Origin of the sequence: Corallococcus sp. RDP092CA (assembly GCF_041903675.1) — a bacterium.
Taxonomy (GTDB): domain Bacteria; phylum Myxococcota; class Myxococcia; order Myxococcales; family Myxococcaceae; genus Corallococcus.
Window position 1 is genome coordinate 42506 of sequence record NZ_JAYESI010000013.1, and the last position, 17264, is coordinate 59769.

14 protein-coding genes and 1 pseudogene are annotated in these 17264 nt (G+C 70.7%); 8 read left to right on the forward strand and 7 right to left on the reverse strand.

Features of this window, described 5'->3' with window-relative positions:
• Nucleotides 1-31 precede the first annotated feature (31 nt).
• Nucleotides 32-1471 (forward strand): annotated as a pseudogene (locus U8525_RS16265) (IS66 family transposase).
• Complete coding sequence (locus tag U8525_RS16270; protein WP_374266598.1) at nucleotides 1365-2135, forward strand: IS5 family transposase; 771 nt, start codon at nucleotides 1365-1367, stop codon at nucleotides 2133-2135. The pseudogene U8525_RS16265 and the gene U8525_RS16270 overlap by 107 nt, the downstream one beginning before the upstream one ends.
• Nucleotides 2136-3710: 1575 nt before the next feature.
• Here the strand turns inward: U8525_RS16270 and U8525_RS16275 are convergent.
• Nucleotides 3711-3932, reverse strand: coding sequence for a hypothetical protein (locus U8525_RS16275; protein ID WP_374266600.1), 222 nt, complete (start codon nucleotides 3930-3932; stop codon nucleotides 3711-3713).
• Between the two features lie 38 nt (nucleotides 3933-3970).
• Complete coding sequence (locus U8525_RS16280) at nucleotides 3971-4585, reverse strand: CAP domain-containing protein (RefSeq protein ID WP_374266602.1); 615 nt, start codon at nucleotides 4583-4585, stop codon at nucleotides 3971-3973.
• A gap of 180 nt (nucleotides 4586-4765) precedes the next feature.
• Between U8525_RS16280 and U8525_RS16285 the strand changes: the two genes are divergently transcribed.
• Complete coding sequence (locus U8525_RS16285; RefSeq protein WP_374266604.1) at nucleotides 4766-5212, forward strand: putative toxin-antitoxin system toxin component, PIN family; 447 nt, start codon at nucleotides 4766-4768, stop codon at nucleotides 5210-5212.
• A gap of 1 nt (nucleotide 5213) precedes the next feature.
• Here U8525_RS16285 and U8525_RS16290 read toward each other — a convergent pair whose 3' ends face one another.
• From U8525_RS16290 to U8525_RS16300, 3 genes are read right to left on the reverse strand one after another with little or no spacing between them, the layout of a single operon-like run.
• Nucleotides 5214-6041 carry a hypothetical protein gene (locus U8525_RS16290; protein WP_374266606.1) on the reverse strand — a complete coding sequence of 276 codons (828 nt, stop codon included), beginning with the start codon at nucleotides 6039-6041 and terminating at the stop codon, nucleotides 5214-5216.
• Entirely contained in the window at nucleotides 6038-6544 is a 507-nt protein-coding gene (locus U8525_RS16295; RefSeq protein WP_374266608.1) for a hypothetical protein, read from the reverse strand. The genes U8525_RS16290 and U8525_RS16295 overlap by 4 nt, the downstream gene beginning before the upstream one ends.
• A 3-nt stretch (nucleotides 6545-6547) precedes the next feature.
• Nucleotides 6548-7111, reverse strand: coding sequence for a hypothetical protein (locus U8525_RS16300; protein ID WP_374266610.1), 564 nt, complete (start codon nucleotides 7109-7111; stop codon nucleotides 6548-6550).
• A gap of 197 nt (nucleotides 7112-7308) precedes the next feature.
• Between U8525_RS16300 and U8525_RS16305 the strand changes: the two genes are divergently transcribed.
• From U8525_RS16305 to U8525_RS16315, 3 genes are read left to right on the forward strand one after another with little or no spacing between them, the layout of a single operon-like run.
• Nucleotides 7309-8706 carry a penicillin-insensitive murein endopeptidase gene (locus U8525_RS16305; protein ID WP_374266612.1) on the forward strand — a complete coding sequence of 466 codons (1398 nt, stop codon included), beginning with the start codon at nucleotides 7309-7311 and terminating at the stop codon, nucleotides 8704-8706.
• 15 nt (nucleotides 8707-8721) lie between these two features.
• On the forward strand, nucleotides 8722-9435 hold the full coding sequence (gene deoD, locus U8525_RS16310; protein ID WP_374266614.1) for a purine-nucleoside phosphorylase: 714 nt from the start codon (nucleotides 8722-8724) through the stop codon (nucleotides 9433-9435).
• Between the two features lie 12 nt (nucleotides 9436-9447).
• A complete protein-coding gene (locus U8525_RS16315) occupies nucleotides 9448-10335 on the forward strand; it encodes an alpha-ketoglutarate-dependent dioxygenase AlkB (protein WP_374266616.1) in 888 nt (295 codons plus the stop codon).
• A 594-nt stretch (nucleotides 10336-10929) separates the two neighbouring features.
• Here U8525_RS16315 and U8525_RS16320 read toward each other — a convergent pair.
• Nucleotides 10930-13065, reverse strand: a complete 2136-nt coding sequence (locus U8525_RS16320) for an RIO1 family regulatory kinase/ATPase (protein WP_374266618.1) — start codon at nucleotides 13063-13065, stop codon at nucleotides 10930-10932.
• Nucleotides 13066-13360: 295 nt separating this feature from the next.
• On the opposite strand from U8525_RS16320, the gene U8525_RS16325 reads away from it, so the two are divergent.
• Together U8525_RS16325 and U8525_RS16330 are read left to right on the forward strand one after the other, a co-directional pair.
• The gene (locus U8525_RS16325; RefSeq protein ID WP_374266620.1) at nucleotides 13361-14098 is read left to right on the forward strand and encodes a murein L,D-transpeptidase family protein; all 738 of its coding nucleotides are present in this window, start codon (nucleotides 13361-13363) and stop codon (nucleotides 14096-14098) included.
• 65 nt (nucleotides 14099-14163) lie between these two features.
• Nucleotides 14164-15663: an amidase gene (locus U8525_RS16330; protein WP_374266622.1), complete on the forward strand. Its 1500-nt coding sequence runs from the start codon at nucleotides 14164-14166 to the stop codon at nucleotides 15661-15663.
• A gap of 1 nt (nucleotide 15664) precedes the next feature.
• On the opposite strand, the gene U8525_RS16335 is transcribed toward U8525_RS16330, so the two are convergent.
• Nucleotides 15665-16819, reverse strand: a complete 1155-nt coding sequence (locus U8525_RS16335; RefSeq protein ID WP_374266624.1) for a TonB C-terminal domain-containing protein — start codon at nucleotides 16817-16819, stop codon at nucleotides 15665-15667.
• Nucleotides 16820-17264 lie beyond the last annotated feature (445 nt).

Below are 17264 nucleotides of genomic sequence, written 5' to 3' on the forward strand. Positions count from 1 at the left end.
GCGCGAGGAAGCCGAAGAGCTTCGCGAGCGGATGACGTCGCTGGAGGCGAAGATGGCGGCGCTGGAGCGGCGCGTCTTCGGAAGGAAGACGGAGAAGCTGCCTCCGGTGGCCAAGGAGCTGAAGCCGTCGTCCACCAGCCCGGAGGACGAGGCGGCCCGGGCCGCGAGCGCACTGCAGACGCGGCGCGAGCGCGCGGCCCGTAAGGCCGCCGGGGCCGTGGAGCGCGAAGTCCCGCACGAGGTGCCCGCGGGGGAGCGGCGCTGCCCGGCGTGCGGCGGTGAGGCGCTCAAGCCCCTGGGCGAGGGGAGACGGACGGTGGTGTACGAGTACGTGCCGGCCCTCTTTGAGAAGCAGGTGCACGTGCAGGAAGTCCTGGCGTGCGCGTGTGGCCGAGGCGTCGTCACCGCGCCCGCGCCGCCCAAGGTGGTGGACAAGGGCGAGTATGGGCCGGGTCTCCTGGCCCACGTCGTCGTCTCCAAGTGCGCGGACGCCATGCCCCTGCACCGGCTGGCTCAGCGGATGGAGCGGGGCGGCGTCCCGATGAGCCGCAGCACGCTGACGGACCTCTTCCACCAGTCGGCCGAGGTGCTGCTGCCCTTGTCCTCGCACCTCCTGCAGTGCATCGCCTCGGCGGAGGTGGTGTGGGCCGACGAGACACCGCTGCGCGTGCTGGACGTGAAGAAGACTCGTCGGGGCTACCTCTGGACGTTTCTCACCCAGACGCCCTAGAGGGAGTGGCTCATCGGCTACCGCTTCAGCCTGGGCCGCGCCGGCAAGACGCCCAAGGACGTGCTGGGCGGCACCAGGGGCGCGCTCGTGGTGGACGGGTACACCGGCTACAACGCGGTGACGCTGCCGGAGGGCCGCACGCGCGTCGGCTGCTGGGCCCATCTGCGTCGTCGCTTCTTCGAGGCGCTGCCCACCGCGCCGGAAGCCCGGGAGGCAATGGACCTCATCCTCGAACTCTACCGCGTGGAAGCCGAGGTGCGGGACGCGGACCTCGTGGGCACCGCGGCGCACCGAGCGCTGCGCCAGGAGTCCAGCACTCGCATTCTCGCGCGACTCTGGACGTGGCTCGCAGTCCAGACGCCGCGCCACCCGCCGAAGAGCCCCATGGGGCAGGCCCTCTCCTATGCGACGAAGCAATGGGACTCGCTGACTCGCTTCGTCGAGGACGCGCGACTGCCTTTGGACAACAACCGCTCGGAGGCGGCGCTGAGAAAGGCCGCCCTGGGCAGGAAGAACTTCCTCTTTGTCGGGCACGAGGCCGCAGGCGAGAACCTCGCGGGCCTCTACGCCCTGGTGGCGACCTGCGAGGCCAACGGCGTCAACCCCGAGGCGTACCTGGCTGACGTCCTGCTCCGTGTCCAGACGCATCCCAACTCGCGCATCGCGGAGCTGCTGCCTCACGAGTGGAAGCGTCGGCAGACCACCGGTCCGCCCGAGTCACACCTCCAACCCTCTCTCTGAACCCTCCTGCGGTCGCGGTGTCCGTTGCGCACGGACCTCGTCCGTCTTCAACGGCTTACACCACGTCACTGACCGGACGGATACCTCCTTCCGATTGTGGATGAAGGACGGCACCTGGAAGCGCGTGCAAGATGCGCTGCCAAGCAAGGTGCGCCAGGCGCAGGGGCGTGAGCATGAGCCCACCATTGGAATCATGGACAGCCAATCCGTGAAGGCGTCCGAGGAGGCTGACAGGCGGGGCTACGACGCGGGCAAGCAGATGAAGGGCAGAAAGCGCCACCTGCTCGTAGCTGTGCTGGGGCTGGTGCTGGTGGCCTGGGTGACGACCACTGATGTGCAAGACCGGGATGCCGCGGCGGGTGCGGTGCTGCCACGTGCCTCCGAAGACTTTCCCTCGCTGAACAAGGTGTGGGCGGATGCGGGCTACCAGGGGCCTGTCGTGGCGGACGCCGCGAAGCAGGCGGGACTGGCGGTGGAGATTGTCCGGCGTGCCGAGGAGGATACGGGCTTCGTTGTGCAAAAGCGCCGCTGGGTGGTGGAGCGGACCAACGCGTGGCTGACGCGCCAGCGGCGCCTGGCTCGCGACTACGAACGTCACGAGCACTCGTCCGAAACCTTGATCCACATCGCGATGACCGGCCTCATGCTGCGCCGTCTCGCGTGATGGACCAATTCAACACGCTCTCAGAGAACACACCGCACTGCTGTTGCCGCGAGGAGTAGTGCACCTCCGCCTTCAGCGCGAACTTCACCTGGACCTTCTTGGCAAAGTCAGGGATGAAAAATCGAAGGCTCCGACGCGGACAATCCGGGCAGGAATGTTTGCCACCATTGGCCGCGCAACCCCGGCAACTATCGGGGACGTTTGACCTGCGACCAAGGCCCCACCAAGCGTCCCCTCTATGTCTCGCATCCAAGAAACTCCGCAACCCTCGCTAGAAACCTAAGTGACGCCTCTCGATGATCCCCCCCTGCCTCAATCAAGAATTTCCGATGCCAACCTTCCGGCGGAAACTCCCCCCTCACATCACGAAGCCAATCCCTGAATTTCACATACTCCAAATCTGGCGTCCCTCCGCGCAACGCAGCCGCCTCCAACCCCAAGACAAACCCCCAAAGCTTATCAACATTTGGCTCCCCAATATACGGAAGAAAATTGCTACGATGACGTCCCTGCCAAAGCACCTCCAACGCGCCCAACACCACCCCATTGCGCCCACTTGCCATTACGCCTCTTCCTTGACGAACAACAAAACTTCACCTGAAGTCCCTTAACAACAGCATCAGCCAATGCATAGCAGCGACCTGTAACTTGATTAGCCGCGCTAAATGCCGCCGAAAAGTTCGTCAACCATTTGCTAGGGCGGCAGCTCCAGGTACGCTCCAGCGAAGCTCCGGACGAGTTGCACGAATCGCATGGCCGGCCTACGGAATGGGTGCCCCCTGCATAAGCAGCGACCAGGCAGCAGGAGCCACGGACTCCCCCACCAATTCATACGTCTCGTGCTTCCGCCGAGTGGGAGCAACCCACAGGTCACGGAAGAATCGCTCATTTCCCCAGACTGCACCAAACCCTTCGTGGCTGCAGACGAACAGCTTCAACTTGGACCCTTCGTACAACTGGAGATCATCCCGGCCATCGACTCCCGTCCAGACACTCTCGTCGTTCAACGGCAGGCGCACTCCACCGTTCGTCTGGCATCGCACCCACAACGCGGCACTTGAGCCACCCGTCGTCCCAGGCCACGACGAAACCCACAGCGCCTGCACCGCCGCCGCCCGGATCCACCCGAAGTTACGCTGAAGGCGCTTCAACTACGGTGTGGGCACGACGACATCCGCACCGTCGACCCGCACCGTCCCCGCCGGATGAGCGCGAAATGCGTGGACGACCGCCAGGCACGCGCGAACAAGGCTTCCAGGCGCTGCTTCTTGTCCAACGGGAGGCACCACTCCCCCGCCAGATCCAGGCCTTCTCTTCTCACTGAGGCCATGACCGGTACCCTCACCGCACTCCGCCAGCAGCAGCCACGATGAGCCCCCCACGTCCACCGCCATCAAGGCAGCGTCTCCCCGAGCGAGAAGATCGGCCCCCATGACTACCAGCAGTGCCATGGAGTATGCCTCACATGAGGTCGGCGAGACACCAAATGAGTGGAGACGGCAGCAAGAGGAGAGGCAGAGATCCAGACCAGAGCGGATACGACCATCTGAGCAATCCCCTCGTTTGAAATTTCCCCTAGGAGAACCCGTGAGCAGCCGAGCAGGCGAGCTCAGAGGGAGAAATGAGAATGAGGGGATGCTTCAGGGGATAGGGCTGGCCCACGTTGCTGCTGCCACCCATCAGGAACTGATGGATGGCGTCGATGCAGTGCGTGGGCACCTGCGCCCCCGCCGCGTTGTCCAGGTAGCTGAAGCCGGACCTGAGCGCGGGGAAGTGCTCGGCGAAGGGGGAGGACATGATGCGTGGAGCATAGCCCTCCCCCCCCGTGGCCGGGACTACGGCGTGCCGAAGTCCTGCGTCCAGTACGCGCGGTACGTGCTGGACGGCGCGTTGTAGTAGCCAATGCCCGTCTGCTTCAGCGCGCCATTCATGATGTTGTTGCAGTGACCCGTGCTCGCCATCCAGCCGTCCACCACCGCCTGGGCGGAGCCGTAGCCCGCGGCGATGTTCTCCGCCGCCGTCCGGTAGCTGTAGCCCGCGGACGCCATGCGCTGCCACGGCGTGGAGCCGTTGGAGCCCGTGTGGCTGAAGAAGTTGTTCGTGCCCATGTCCTTGGAGTGCTTGCGCGCCGCGCAGCGGAGCTTGCTGTCGAGCGTGAGCGCGCCCACCGCCGGCTTCACCACCCCGCCACAGGTGGCGCCCGCCGCGCGGCGCTGGTTGATCCGCGTGAGCACGTCATTCTCGAACGTCACCCAGGCCGGATCCCACGTCGTCACGTCATCGCAATACGCCGCGCTCGCGCTCAGCCCGTTGCCGGCGACCTCCGTCTGGACCGGCGGCGCGATGACGCCTTCTGCCTCCTGCGTGAGCGCCTCCTCGCCTCCACAGCCACCCAGCAGGGCGGCGGCGCTCAGCAACGTCAGACACAGCGAACGGGACGAGGGCTTCATGGACGGACCTTTCACCGGCGGGGCCAGTCAGGGAAGGAGTTCATCGAGATGCATCTTTGTACATGAATCCTTGTTTGCGCCATGGACCCTCCGTGCATTGGAATTGACGCGTGAAACGGCGCGGTTGTGTCAGCGGTGTTGGTGACGGAAAGTTCTTCCACCGTGAAGACGCCTTCCGCTGTGCCTGCCATTCGTTCCGTGGTGTTGGACACCAACGTGGTGCTGGACGTGTTCGTCTTTGATGACGTCTTCACCCGGCCGCTGAAGCAGGCGCTGCATTCAGGCGCGGTGACGGCGTGGGCGGACCGGCACACGCTCAAGGAGCTGGCGCTGGTGCTCGCCTATCCCTCGTTCAAGCTGGCGGCGGAAGCGCAGCGGGCGGTGCGCGATGCGTATGGCGCGCTCGTGCGGGTCTCGGACGGGGAGGGGGCTCCGGTGGCGCTGCCGCCGTGCCGGGACCGGGATGATCAGAAGTTCCTGGAGCTGGCGGCCCGCGCGGGGGCGTCCTGGCTGGTGAGCAAGGACCAGCGCGTGCTGTCGATGGGCGGCGGCCGGCGCCTGCCCTTCGAGATCCTGTCGCCCCGGAAGGCCGCCGCGCTCCTGGAGGGCGGGGCGGCCGGGGCCTGATTCAGGGCAGCCGGACGCCGTGCTCGGCGCAGTAGAGGATGGCGGGGTAGGTCGCCGCGAACGCGAAGAAGAAGGAGTTGAGGCCCATCACCAGCGCGTTCGTCGCGTGGAACACCACGCCCCAGGCGACGAAGGCGAGCGCCACCGTGGGGCCTCCCGCGAGCGCCAGCGGGAAGAGGAGCTCCACGCCGACGACCGACCAGCTCAGGAGGCGCGTGAGCCACGGCTGGCGCGCGAGCATCGCGGCCATGGGCCGCGCGCCGTTGGTGCGGGTGTTGAAGACGAGGAACACGGCCTGACCGTCGCGCCACCTGGGCCCGAGGGCCTTCCAGAAGCCCGCGGTGAAGTAGGCCAGGCAGCCCTGGAGCGCGATGAAGGCCAGCCCCGCCTCCCGCACGTGCGGTTCGCCGGGCGCCAGCGCCACGAGCAGCAGCGCGACGTTGATCATCCGCACCATGCGGTCCGAGCCCTCCTTGCTGAACAGCAGGCGCATGGAGACGAGGAGGTCCGTGACGAAGAGCAGCGCCAGGGCCGTGAGCACCGCCGGGGCCGGCAGCGTGGGCACCAGCAGCGCCGCCGCGCAGCCGCCGCGCAGGTACAGCCAGCCCTCGAAGCGGCCGGGGGACACCAGCGACACGGCGAACCGCAGGAGGGGGCCACCCCTGTGCCGCTCCAGCATCTGGCGCAGCAGCCGCCAGCCGGAGAAGCCGTCCTCGGCGTGGTCGCGCCAGTTGGCCAGCAACTCGCCCGTGACGACGAGGATGCCCAGCGCCATGAGCGCGCGCACGGCGTACAGCGCCAGGTCGGGGGCGTTCGTGAAGGGGGTCATCGCGGGTGCAGCTCCGACACGAGCACCATCCGGGACGGCGTCCGGGTCTCGTAGCCATGGGACTCGGCGATGGCGAACTGGAACCCGCGCGTGAGCGGCGTCCCGCCCTGGGACGTGATGAGGGCCAGGACGGCCGCGTAGCCATCGGTCTGGGTCAGGGGCACGCGGCGCCGCGCCCGGGCCTGCTGCACCAGCCGGGTCACCGCGGCGGCCACCGCGTAGCGATGACGCCGCTCCGGATTCCAGACCGCGCTCACCAGCGAGCGCCGCACGGCCAGCGGAACCTCCCGCCACTGCGTGAGCGTCCCGTCACACAGGGCCTCGCGGTAGAGCAGGTGGTAGTCGGACGAGGCGAACGACGGAGAGAAGAACATCCACCGGGGGATGAGCCCGAACACGTCCAGGGCGCGCAGGAGCCCCTGGAGGCGCATGGGGAGGAACTGGCAGAGGAAGGACACCGCGAACCAGGCCACCAGCAGCCAGGGAATGAGCTGGATGAGCATGGCCTAGTGTCCCTGCTCCGGCCACGGCTGCCGGGCGGTGGGCGCGGACGGCGGGAACTCCCGCTGCGCGAGCGCCTCGACGTCGTTCAGCGCGGGCGGGGTCAGCAGGACGCTCGCCTCCAGCGCGAAGCCCGCCTCCGCGGAGCGGGTGCGCAGCGAGAGCCTCGCGGCGTCCAGCGCGGCGCCGGGAAAGGGCTGCACACTCCAGGCGAAGCCCGCGTCCGCGTCCAGGACGAGCCCCGTCATCCACGGCTCGCCCGCGTAGCAGAGCTCCGCGACGTGCGCGGGAAAGGGCGTCCGGGCGGAGGCCTCGCGCCAGGCCTTCCGGCGCGCGTCGAGCACCTCCCGCGCCGAAGCGGACGTCGCCGCGAGGGCCGCGGACAGCTCCGCGTGAAGCGCATCCCCGGCCACGGTCAGCAGCAGCGCGATGCTCCCCCCGGGCGCGAGGGGCGCGGAGGGAGCGGGGAGGGTGAGCAACCGGGGACTGGAGTCGGTGGAAGGCCACGCGTCGTGCGCCAATCGCGCGTCGTGAGGGCGCACCGCCGTGGCCACGGATGGGCGAATCACTCGCGTCATGGGAAGGGGGCAGGCGGGGGGAAACAGGTGGAGCCAGCAATAGATGTGAGCCGCTCGACTCCTGTCAATTTCGGCAAAGCCTGCTTACCTGGCGCCGAGCGGGCAGGCGCCCAGGGGGGAAATCCGGAGCGGATGCTTGGACTCATCCGCGTCTCGGGTCATCCTCGCCCCCGGTGCGTTCCTCACTCTTGATCCTCCTGTTCTGCGCCGGCTGCGCCGCGCGTGTCGTCACCCCCGTCCCGGCGTCCGCGCCGGCTCCGGCCGAGGCCGCCGCGCCCGCGCCGTCACCGGAGGCCCCGGCCTCGCCACCGCCCGCGCAGCCCGGTGCCGAGGCTCCGGCGCCCGCGCAGGCCCCGGCACAGGCCCCCTTGAGCGCGTCCGCCGCGCCCGCCGCGATGCCGTCCCCCGCGGAGGTCGCCGCGGTCGTCACCGACGCCGCCGTGCGGGAGAACCCCTGCCCCGTGGACGCGGAGGAGGACGACGACGAGGCCACCGCGGCCACCGATGACGAGGGCGTGAGCGAGGAGGGCGAGATGCAGGCGCCGCTCGCGCCCGCCGCGCCCGCGGGGCCGCTCTACACCGCGGACCTGTCCGACGAGGCGCTCACCGAGGCGTGGAAGAAGGACCCGGCCACGCTGGGCTCCATGTCCATTGGCTTCGTGGAGAGCGGGCGGCAGATCAACAGCGTGCGCGTGCCGGATGACAAGGATTGGCTCGTGGTGTCGCCGGACATCGCCTACGGCACGCAGGAGACGGTGGACTATGTGGTCGCCGCCATCCGCGCCGTGCGCGCGCAGTACCCGAACGTGCCCCCGCTGCGCGTCAACCGCCTGTCCACCAAGGACGGCGGCTACCTGCGCCCGCACAAGAGCCACCAGAACGGCCGCGACGTGGACCTGGGCTTCTACTACCCGACCGCGGAGCCGGTGCGGGAGCGCGAGCGGGAGCGCTACATCGACGTGGCCATGAACTGGGCGCTGATCCGCTCGCTGGTGGTGAACACCGACGTGCAGATGATCCTCGTGGACAAGCGCGTGCAGAAGGTCCTGTACGACTACGCGCTGTCCATTGGCGAGGACAAGGCGTGGCTGGACTCGCTGTTCAACGCGGGCTTCAACTCGCTCATCAAGCACGCGCGCCGGCACCGCGACCACTTCCACGTGCGCTTCTTCAACGGCCGCGCGCAGGAGCTGGGCCGCCGGGTGGCGCCGCTCCTGGCGCTCCAGCCGGACCAGAACCTCATGATGTACAAGGTGCGCAACGGGGACACGCTGGGTGCGATTGCGCTGCGTCACAACTCCAGCGTGGTGGCCATCAAGAAGGCCAACCGGATGCGCAACACGTTCCTGAGCATTGGCCGGCGGCTGGTGATCCCGCTGAAGGGGCCGTGCACGCACTGCCCCATCCCCCCGCCGGTGCAGCTGCCCCCGCGCCGGCTGCCGCCCCAGGCGCAGGCCCCCGCTTTGGTGAACACGGCGCCCGCGGCTTCGGGCAAGCTGTCCAACCCGTGCACTCCCGCCGCGCCGGCACCGACGCCGGTGGCCGTTCCCACGGGTGTTCCGTCCGGTCTGTCGACCGGCCGCTGAAAGGCTTCAGGTTCCATGGCAACTCCGCACATCTCCGCGTCCCCCGGTGACTTCGCTGAAGTGGTCCTCATGCCGGGAGACCCGCTCCGGGCGCGCTACATCTCCGAGCGCTTCCTGGAGAACGCGCGCGCCGTCACCTCGGTGCGCAACATGCTGGGCTACACCGGCACCTTCCGCGGCAAGCGGCTGTCGGTGATGGGGCACGGCATGGGCGTGCCCTCCATCTCCATCTACGCGACGGAGCTGGTGAAGACCTATGGCGCGAAGGTGCTCATCCGCGTGGGGAGCTGCGGCGCGCTGCGCCCGGACGTGAAGCTGCGCGACGTCATCGTGGCGATGGGCGCGGGCACCGACTCCAACGTGAACCGCATGCGCGTGATGGGGCACGACTTCCCGGCGGTGGCGGACTTCACGCTGGCCCGGCGCGCGGTGGAGGCGGCCGAGAAGCGCGGCAAGCCAGTGCGCGTGGGCAACGTCTTCTCCTCCGACCTCTTCTACCACCCGCAGGAGGCGCTCAACGCGACGCTGGAGAAGATGGGCATCCTGGCGGTGGAGATGGAGATCGCCGGCCTCTACGGCGTGGCCGCGGAGTTCGGCGCGCGGGCGCTGGCGCTGCTCACGGTGTCGGACCACATCCGCACCGGCGAGCACCTGTCGCCGGAGGACCGGCAGACGACGTTCGACGAGATGATCGAGCTGGCGTTCGACGTGGCCGCCTCCGAGGCGTGAGGACCTGAGCGCATGGCCTTGCCACCCCGCAGGGGCCCGGGCTCCCCGCTGGCGCGCAAGGCCGCGCAGCGCACGCCAGGTCACCACTACAACGCGAGCTTCCTGAACTCGGCGGACCGCGCGGAGATATTGGCGTGGCTGGGCACGCTGCACCCGCTGTGGGAGGAGCGCTATTCAAAGCACTTCCCCCCGCCGGAGGGCCAGCAGCAGCGCCGGCTGCTGCGGCCCGTGTACTGGCTGGGCAACTGGCAGTTCGCGTGCCTGGACTACTACCGCCCGCCGAAGGGTGTGAAGGACCGCTGCGTGAAGGCGGAGCCGTTCCCGGCGGTGCTACAGCGGCAGATCGAGAAGGTGGAGGCGCTGGCGCGGCGGATGTTCCGGGGCCCGGACATGCCGCAGGGCTGGCACCTCAACACGTGCCTGGTGAACTTCTACGGCAGCCGGTTGGAGGACGGGCGCTGGGTGGACACCGCGCGGGTGGGCGAGCACAAGGACTTCGAGCCCGGCCCGGTGGCGTCGCTGTCCCTGGGCGAGCGCGCGCTCATCCAGTTCGTCACGTCCACGCGGCCCGGCGAGCGGGACGCGGTGGTGCTGGAGCAGTGGCTGGATGACGGGGCGCTCCAGCTCTTCGGTGGTGCGCAGTGGAAGGACCAGACGTTCCACCGGGTGCAGCGCGTGGACACGCGCGCGGGCCACTCAATGCCGCCGGAGCTGCCGGACTTCCGCACCCGGCGCATCAACCTGACGTTCCGCTACGTGCCGGACGTGCACGTGACGCCGTTCGCGAAGCTGAGCCCGGAGGCTCGCGAGGACGTGCGCCCGTACATGGAGACGCTCGCGAAGGGCAGTCGCTTCTTTCGCGAGGAGCTTGCGCGCGAAGAGCGGGTGAAGGCGGAGTAGGGCGCGGCGCGCTCCTGCCCGGCGCGGTTCAAAACCTGTCCGACCGTCGGACGGGTTTTCGCTGGGCGCGCTGGAGCGGGAGCCCTCGTCCACGGCGGATGTCGAGGCCAGAGGTACGCAGGGGCGTGACCTCGGCATCGGCATGGTTCGAACCTGTCCGACAGTCGGACAAGTTTCGCCAGCCCTGCCGGAGCGGGAGCCCCTGTTCACGTTGGGCATCGAGGCCGGCGTAAGCAGGGGCGTGACTTCGGGGCCGGCATGGTTCGAACCTGTCCGACAGTCGGACAGGTTTCGCCAGCCCTGCTGGGCCAGGAACCCGCCCACCCTCGGCGGGGATTGGGGCCAGTGTCAGGCAGGGGCGTGACCTTGGGGCCGGCGCGGTTCGAACCTGTCCGACAGTCGGACAAGTTTCACCAGTCCTGCTGGAGTGGGACCGCCTGTCCACGTTGGGTGTCGAAGCCAGGACATGCCGGGGTGTGGCCCCGGGGCCGGCGTGGTTCGAACCTGTCCGACAGTCGGACAGGTTTGCCGGGCGCGCGCCCCGGGTGGGGGTTCGTCACCTGGGCCGCGGAGAACGTGGCCAGGTCCGACGGCTCAGGAGGAGCCGGTCTCGGTGTTCGAGGACGGGGCCGTGGCTGGACGGGCCACGTAGCTCACCTGGGGGCTGGGGCTCCGGGGCGGACGTCCCGCGCCGCGCTCCGGGCCCTGACGGGGCATCCGGGGACCGTTGTTGGGCAGGTTGCCGCGCGCTTCGCGGGGACCGCGGTTGTTCTGGCGCGGCTCGCTGTTCTGCTGCGGACCGCTGTCCTGGATGGATCCGTTGTTGCGCGCGGGCCGGCCGTTCATACGCGCCTGCGCTCCGGATCCATCCTGGCGGGGCCCACCGTTCTGCTGCGGACGCCCGTTCGCGCGCCACTCGTTGCGAGGAGGCCGGCCATTCTGCTGTGCCGCCCGGTCGTTCACACCCGCCTCGCTCGTGTGCGGCTGGCCGTTCAGGCCCGGCTCGCCACCGGATTGCTGACCGTTCTGGCGGGGCTGGCTGTTCAGGCCCGACTCGCCACCGGATTGCTGCCCATTCTGGCGAGGCTGGCCGTTCATGCGCGGCGGCCTGCTGCTCCGCTGCGGGGCCTGTCCGTTGTCGGCATGCGGCTGGCCGTTCATGCGCGGCGGTCGGCCGTTCTGCTGCGAAGCCTGTCCGTTTTCGGTGTGCGGCTGGCCATTCATGCTCGGCGGCTGGCCGTTCTGAGGCGCGGCCCGGCCATTGTCGCCGTTCCGCTGGCCGTTCATGCGCGCCTCGCCATTGGGCGGACGCGGCGGACGACCGTCGCGCCGCTGCTCGTCGCGCGGGCCGCCCCGCTGCGGTCGGCCATTCATGCGCGCCTCGCCCTGCGCATTCGCTCCCTGCGCCAGAGCGCCGTTGCGTGGGCCCCCCTGCTGGGGATGGGGACGTCCGTTCGCGCGCGCCTCACCCTGCGCATTCGCCCCCTGCGCCGGGGCGCCGTTGCGCGGGCCCCCCTGCTGGGGATGGGGACGTCCGTTCGCGCGTGCCTCGCCCTGCGCATTCGCCCCCTGCGCCGGAGCACCGTTGCGCGGGCCGCCCTGCTGCGGACGCCCGTTGTTTCCGTTGGGCCGGTTGTTGTTGCCTCCACCCTGCGGCGGACGCGCTCCCGCGTTCTGCTGCGGCCCCGCGTTCCCTGGCCGGGGCGCGTTGCCGTTGCGCGGCGGCGGCTTGCCACCGAAGCCTCCGCGCCGACGCGTGTCCCGCGGGCTCGCCGTGACGATGGGACGGCCGCGCTCGCCGCCGCCCTGGCGCAGCACCAGCGCCTCCAGCGCTCGCAGCTCCGCCTCCTCCGCGCTGATGCCTTCCTCCACGACGGGCGCCGGGGCCGGACGGGCCTCGTTGCGCCGGGCCTCCTCCTGCTGGAGGAACCGCTCCTGCCGGAGCGCCTGGCGGCCCGCGCCTCCCTGCCTGCGCGGCGCCTCGCGGAACGTGCCGGACGGCACGTAGTCCGGCGTCAGCTCGCGCCGCACGTACGCGTTCCAGATCTCACCCGTGTCACCCGAACGGCCCGCCAGCCGGGTCGAGAAACCCGCCAGGTACTGGCGCACGTTGTCCAGGTCGCGGCGGAAGTAGAACTCCGCCTGGCTGTTGCGCGCCGCCGCCACCGTCTGCGGAAAGTCGATGATGGTCGGGCCGTTCCCGCTCATCAGGATGTTGTAGGGCGACAGGTCCCCGTGAATGAGGTCCGCGCACAGGGTGCGAATCACCTGGGCGCGCAGGTCCAGGTAGAGGGCCTCGGCCTCCTCGGGCGTCTGGGGCGGGGCCTCCACGAGCCGGGGCGCGGGCTGGCCTTCCGCGTCCAGCACCAGCTCCATCAGGAGGATGCCCTCGTAGAACATCACCGGCGTGGGCACGCGCACGCCCTGTGCGTGCAGCTTGTAGAGCGAGTCCGCTTCCGCGTTCTTCCACGCCTCTTCCGCGGCGGCCTGCCCGAAGCGGCTGCCCTTCTCCATGGCGCGGCGCGTGCGCGAGTTGCGCACCTCGCGGCCTTCCTTGTAGCCGGCGTTGTTGCGGAAGTTGCGCTCGTGGCGCTCCTTGTACAGCTTCGCTGCGACCACCTGGCCGGCGTGCTGGACGAGCCACACCTCCGCCTCCTTCCCCGTCTTCAGCTGGCCGATGACGGCGTCGATGATGCCGTCGGCGAGGAGGGTCTCGAGGGAGTCATTCATTCTTAGGCAAAAGGCCGGAACGGCACGGGGCGGGGAGCTTCATTGGCGGCGCGCACCGGCGGCCCCTGCTCGCCATGATGCACGGTGGAGATGAGAACACCGGGCCCCCCGGGTTTCCATCGCCGTCACGCTGAACGTCATTCAGAAGGCCCACGAACCGCTTGCTAGCAGCTTGAGGAGCAGGGGGCCAGGGGTGCCCCCGTGCCGATCTCCTGTTCTCCGCCCACCCCTGCCCGGGGACCGGATTGACGTCCGCCAGCGTCCAACCGGCTTTCACCCGAGGAGCATTCCGCCCATGAAGACCCTGCTGACCTGGGGTGTCCTGCTGGCCTCGCTGTGCGCGCACGCCGAGGACCGGGTCGCGGACGCCCGGAAGCGCCAGACGGCTGGCCTTGTCCAAACGTTCAAGGAGGCGGGGCTGGCCTGGCCCCCGGAGGAGCTCTACCTGAGGGCCTTCAAGGTCGAGCGCGAGCTGGAGGTCTGGGCGGGCCAGCAGGGCCAGCCGCTGGTGAAGGTGCGCACCTGGCCCATCTGCGCGGCCTCCGGCGACGTGGGCCCCAAGCGGGCCCAGGGCGACTCCCAGGTCCCGGAGGGCTTCTACACGGTGGACCTCTTCAACCCCAGGAGCGCGTACCACCTGTCCCTGCGGGTCAGCTACCCGAACGCGCTCGACCGCAAGCTGGGCGCGGCGAAGCCCGGGGGCGACATCTACATCCACGGTGACTGCGTGAGCATCGGCTGTCTGGCCATCGAGGACGGCCCCATCGAGGAGCTGTACGTGATGGTGTCCGAGGCCCGCGCGCGCATGGGCCGCGACGTGCCGGTGCACCTCTTCCCGCGCCGGCTGGACGCGGCGGGGCTGGCGGCGCTGGAGGCCCTGTCCGGCGTCACCGACGCGCGGAAGGCCTTCTGGCGCAGCCTGGAGCCGGGCTACCGCCTCTTCGAGGAGACCCGGCGTCCGCCTCGGGTGAAGGTGGATGCTTCCGCGACCCGCTACGTGGTGACGCCGGCGCCCCAGGCCCGGGCGCGCTGAGGAGTTGGTAGAACCGTGGGGTGAAGGCCCCCTCCGCCGGGGCCGGCCTCCGGGAGCGCACGCACATGAAATCATCGGTCTCGCTACGGGAGTCCTCGGGCTCCGGGCGCGCGCGAGCGCTCGTGTCCCTCACGACGACGGAGCTGGCCGCGGCCCTGCGCGAGCGCCAGGTCACCGCCGTGGAGGCGCTGGAGGCCTTCCTCACGCGAGCGCGCCAGCACAACCCCGCGCTCAACGCGGTGGTGACCTGGGACGAGGCGCGGGCCCGGCAGCGGGCGGAGGCGGCGGACGCGGCGCTCGCCCGGGGCGAGCTGTGGGGCCCGCTGCACGGCGTGCCCTTCACGGTGAAGGACGCGTTCAGCACCGAGGCGCTGCGCACGACGTCCGCCCATCCGCTCTTCGCGGAGCACGTGCCCGCGCGCGACGCGACCGCGGTGGCCCGGCTGAAGGCGGCGGGGGCCCTCGTCTTCGGCAAGACGAACCTGCCGCCGTTCGCCGGGGACTTCCAGACGGATGGGCCGCTCTTCGGCCGGACGAACAACCCGCATGACCTGGCGCGCACGCCGGGCGGGTCCAGCGGCGGCGCGGCGGCGGCGGTGGCGGCGGGGCTCACCCCGTTCGAGCTGGGCAGCGACATCGGCGGCTCCATCCGGCTGCCGGCGCACTGCTGCGGCGTCGTGGGCATCAAGCCCACGGAGAACCGCGTGTCCACGGTGGGCCACATCCCGGACATGCCGGGCGGGCCGCGCCACGTGCGCCACATGGCGTGCGTGGGGCCGCTGGCGCGCTCGGTGGCGGACCTGCGGCTCATCCTGTCGCTCATCGAGGGCGCGGATCCGCTCGCCCCGGAGGTGCCGCCCGTCGCGCCGCTGGGGGCCGCGAAGCCCCGGGCGCGGCAGGGACTGCGGCTGGCGTGGACGGACACGCTGGGGCCCTTCCAGGCCGACCGCGAGACGCGGGAGTCGTTCCAGCGCTTCACCGCCGCCGCGCGCGCGGAGGGCGTGGTGGTGGAGCAGGCCGTGCCCGCGGGGCAGGACGTCGCGGACCTCGTGGAGGTGTGGGGGCTGATGCAGGGCGGCGAGGTGGGCGCGCCCCTGCCTCCACCCGCGCGCGAGGGGTATCAGCAGCAGTTCCTTCCCCACGAAAGCGACCGGCTGGCGCGGGCCATCCTCCAGGGCACGCGCCTGGACATGGCGGGCTACGGCGCGGCGCTGAGCCGGCGGGACGCGCACATCGCCCTGCTGGAGGACTTCCTGTCCGGCTGGGACGCGTGGCTGGTGCCTGTGGCGATGTCGGCCGCGCCGGTGCACACGCCGTTCGGCGGGCCGGTGGACGTGGACGGTGCGCCCCGGGGCTACCTGGAGGCCCTGGGCGGGTTCACCTGCCTGTTCAACGCGACGGGGAGTCCGGTCGTGGTGTTCCCGCTGGGGCGCACGTCGGCGGGCCTGCCGGTGGGGGCGCAGCTCGTGGGGCGGCGGTGGGCGGACGGGGCGCTGCTCGACGTGGCGGAGGCGCTGTGGCCCCTGGGCGGCGGCGTGCGGTGGCCGGAGGCGTTCACGCCCTGAGTCAGTAGACGCGCAGGAGGCGCGAGCGGCATTCGAAGTGCGGGTTGCGCACGTCGACGACGTAGACCTCGCCGGTGGTCTCGTCGAAGTTGCCGGCGAGGAGTCCCGCGGCGGCCAGGGCGGCGAGGTAGACGTTGTCCGTGCCCTTCTTCATGTCGCTGACCTTGCGCACGTAGACGATGCGGCCCTCCACGGCCCACACGCTGCGGATGCCGTCGGTGTGCACGCCCATCGCGTCCTCGGGCGGCGCGGGGACCTTCCCCAGCGCGGGTGGGACGGCCTGGAGCACGTAGTCGTCGTAGGCTCGGTTGCCGCTGCGGCTGATGAGCTTCACCTCTCGCAGGAGGCCGTCCGGGCCCTGGTTCAGCTCCAGCGTGACCGTGAGCTTCATCGTGCTGACGCCGTGGGCGAAGTCCTGGAGCTCCTCGCCCGCCTGGGACAGGCCGCGCAGGCGGTCGTAGCCGGGCTCGTCGCGGGTGCGCTTCGCGAGCACCTCGCCCGGCCTGGGGGCCCGGCGGAGCCCGGGCGTGCTCCCGGGGGAGCCGGTGGCGCCGAACTGTCTGGCCTTCTCCGCGTACGCGTACATCAGTTGCTTGGGGAAGCTGGGCATGTCGAAGAGGGGCGGGGCGTCCATCTGCTTCTCCAACTGCGCGCGCAGCGTGCCGAAGTACGGATGGACGCGGCCGGTGTCCACGCGGTCGCGCGCGCGGCGTTCGTCGACGATGCCCTGCACGCGCTCCGACACGCGTGCGTGCTCCTCGGCGGCGAGGGCTTCGGCGGACAGGCTGGGGTCGCCAGGGCGCAGCGTGCGGCCTCCGCCCCGCGAGTTCTCCGGCGTCGTGATGATGACCCCCGTGCTCGATCCGGGGGAGGGGAGCAGGTTCGGGGAAAGAGGGCCCGAAGGCTGCGCGCGCGGCGCGTCCACCCCGGGGCGATCACCGTCCGGAGCGGGCGCGCGGGTCGCGATGTCCAGGCGTGGAATGTCGTCCGCCGAAGCGCGCGGCGCGTCTTGGGCCGGAGCGGGCTCGTGCGTCGCGGCGGCGGGAGGCGCCGGCTCCCGGGTGACGACAGCAGGATGCGGCGCGGTGGGCTCGTGCGTCGCGGTGGCAGGAGGCGGGGCCACGGGCTCGTGCGTCGCGGTAGGAGGCGGGGCCACGGGCTCGCGCATCGCGGTAGGGGGCGGGGCCACAGGCTCGTGCGTCGCGGTGGCAGGAGGCGGGGCCACGGCCTCGTGCGTCGCGGTAGGAGGCGGGGCCACAGCCTCGTGCGTCGCGGTCGTAGGAGGTGGCTGCACCACGGGCTCACGTGTCGCGGCGGCAGGAGGCGAGGGCACCACGGGCTCGTGCGTCGCGGCAGCAGGAGGTGCCGCGGGCTCTCGCATCGCGGTCGCTGGCTCGGACGGAGGCGGCGCGCGTGGCTTCGAGGGGGACGGCGGATGTGCCGGCGCCTCGCGCGTCCCCTCCGGGGGAAGCGGCGTGGGAGCGCCCTTCGGCGGGTCCCCCACCGGAATGCCAGAGGCCGGGGCCGGCGGCTCCCGTGTCGCGAGTTGGGCCTGCGGCTCCGAGGCCGATGGCGGCCCGGCCGGCACGGTGACGATCTCC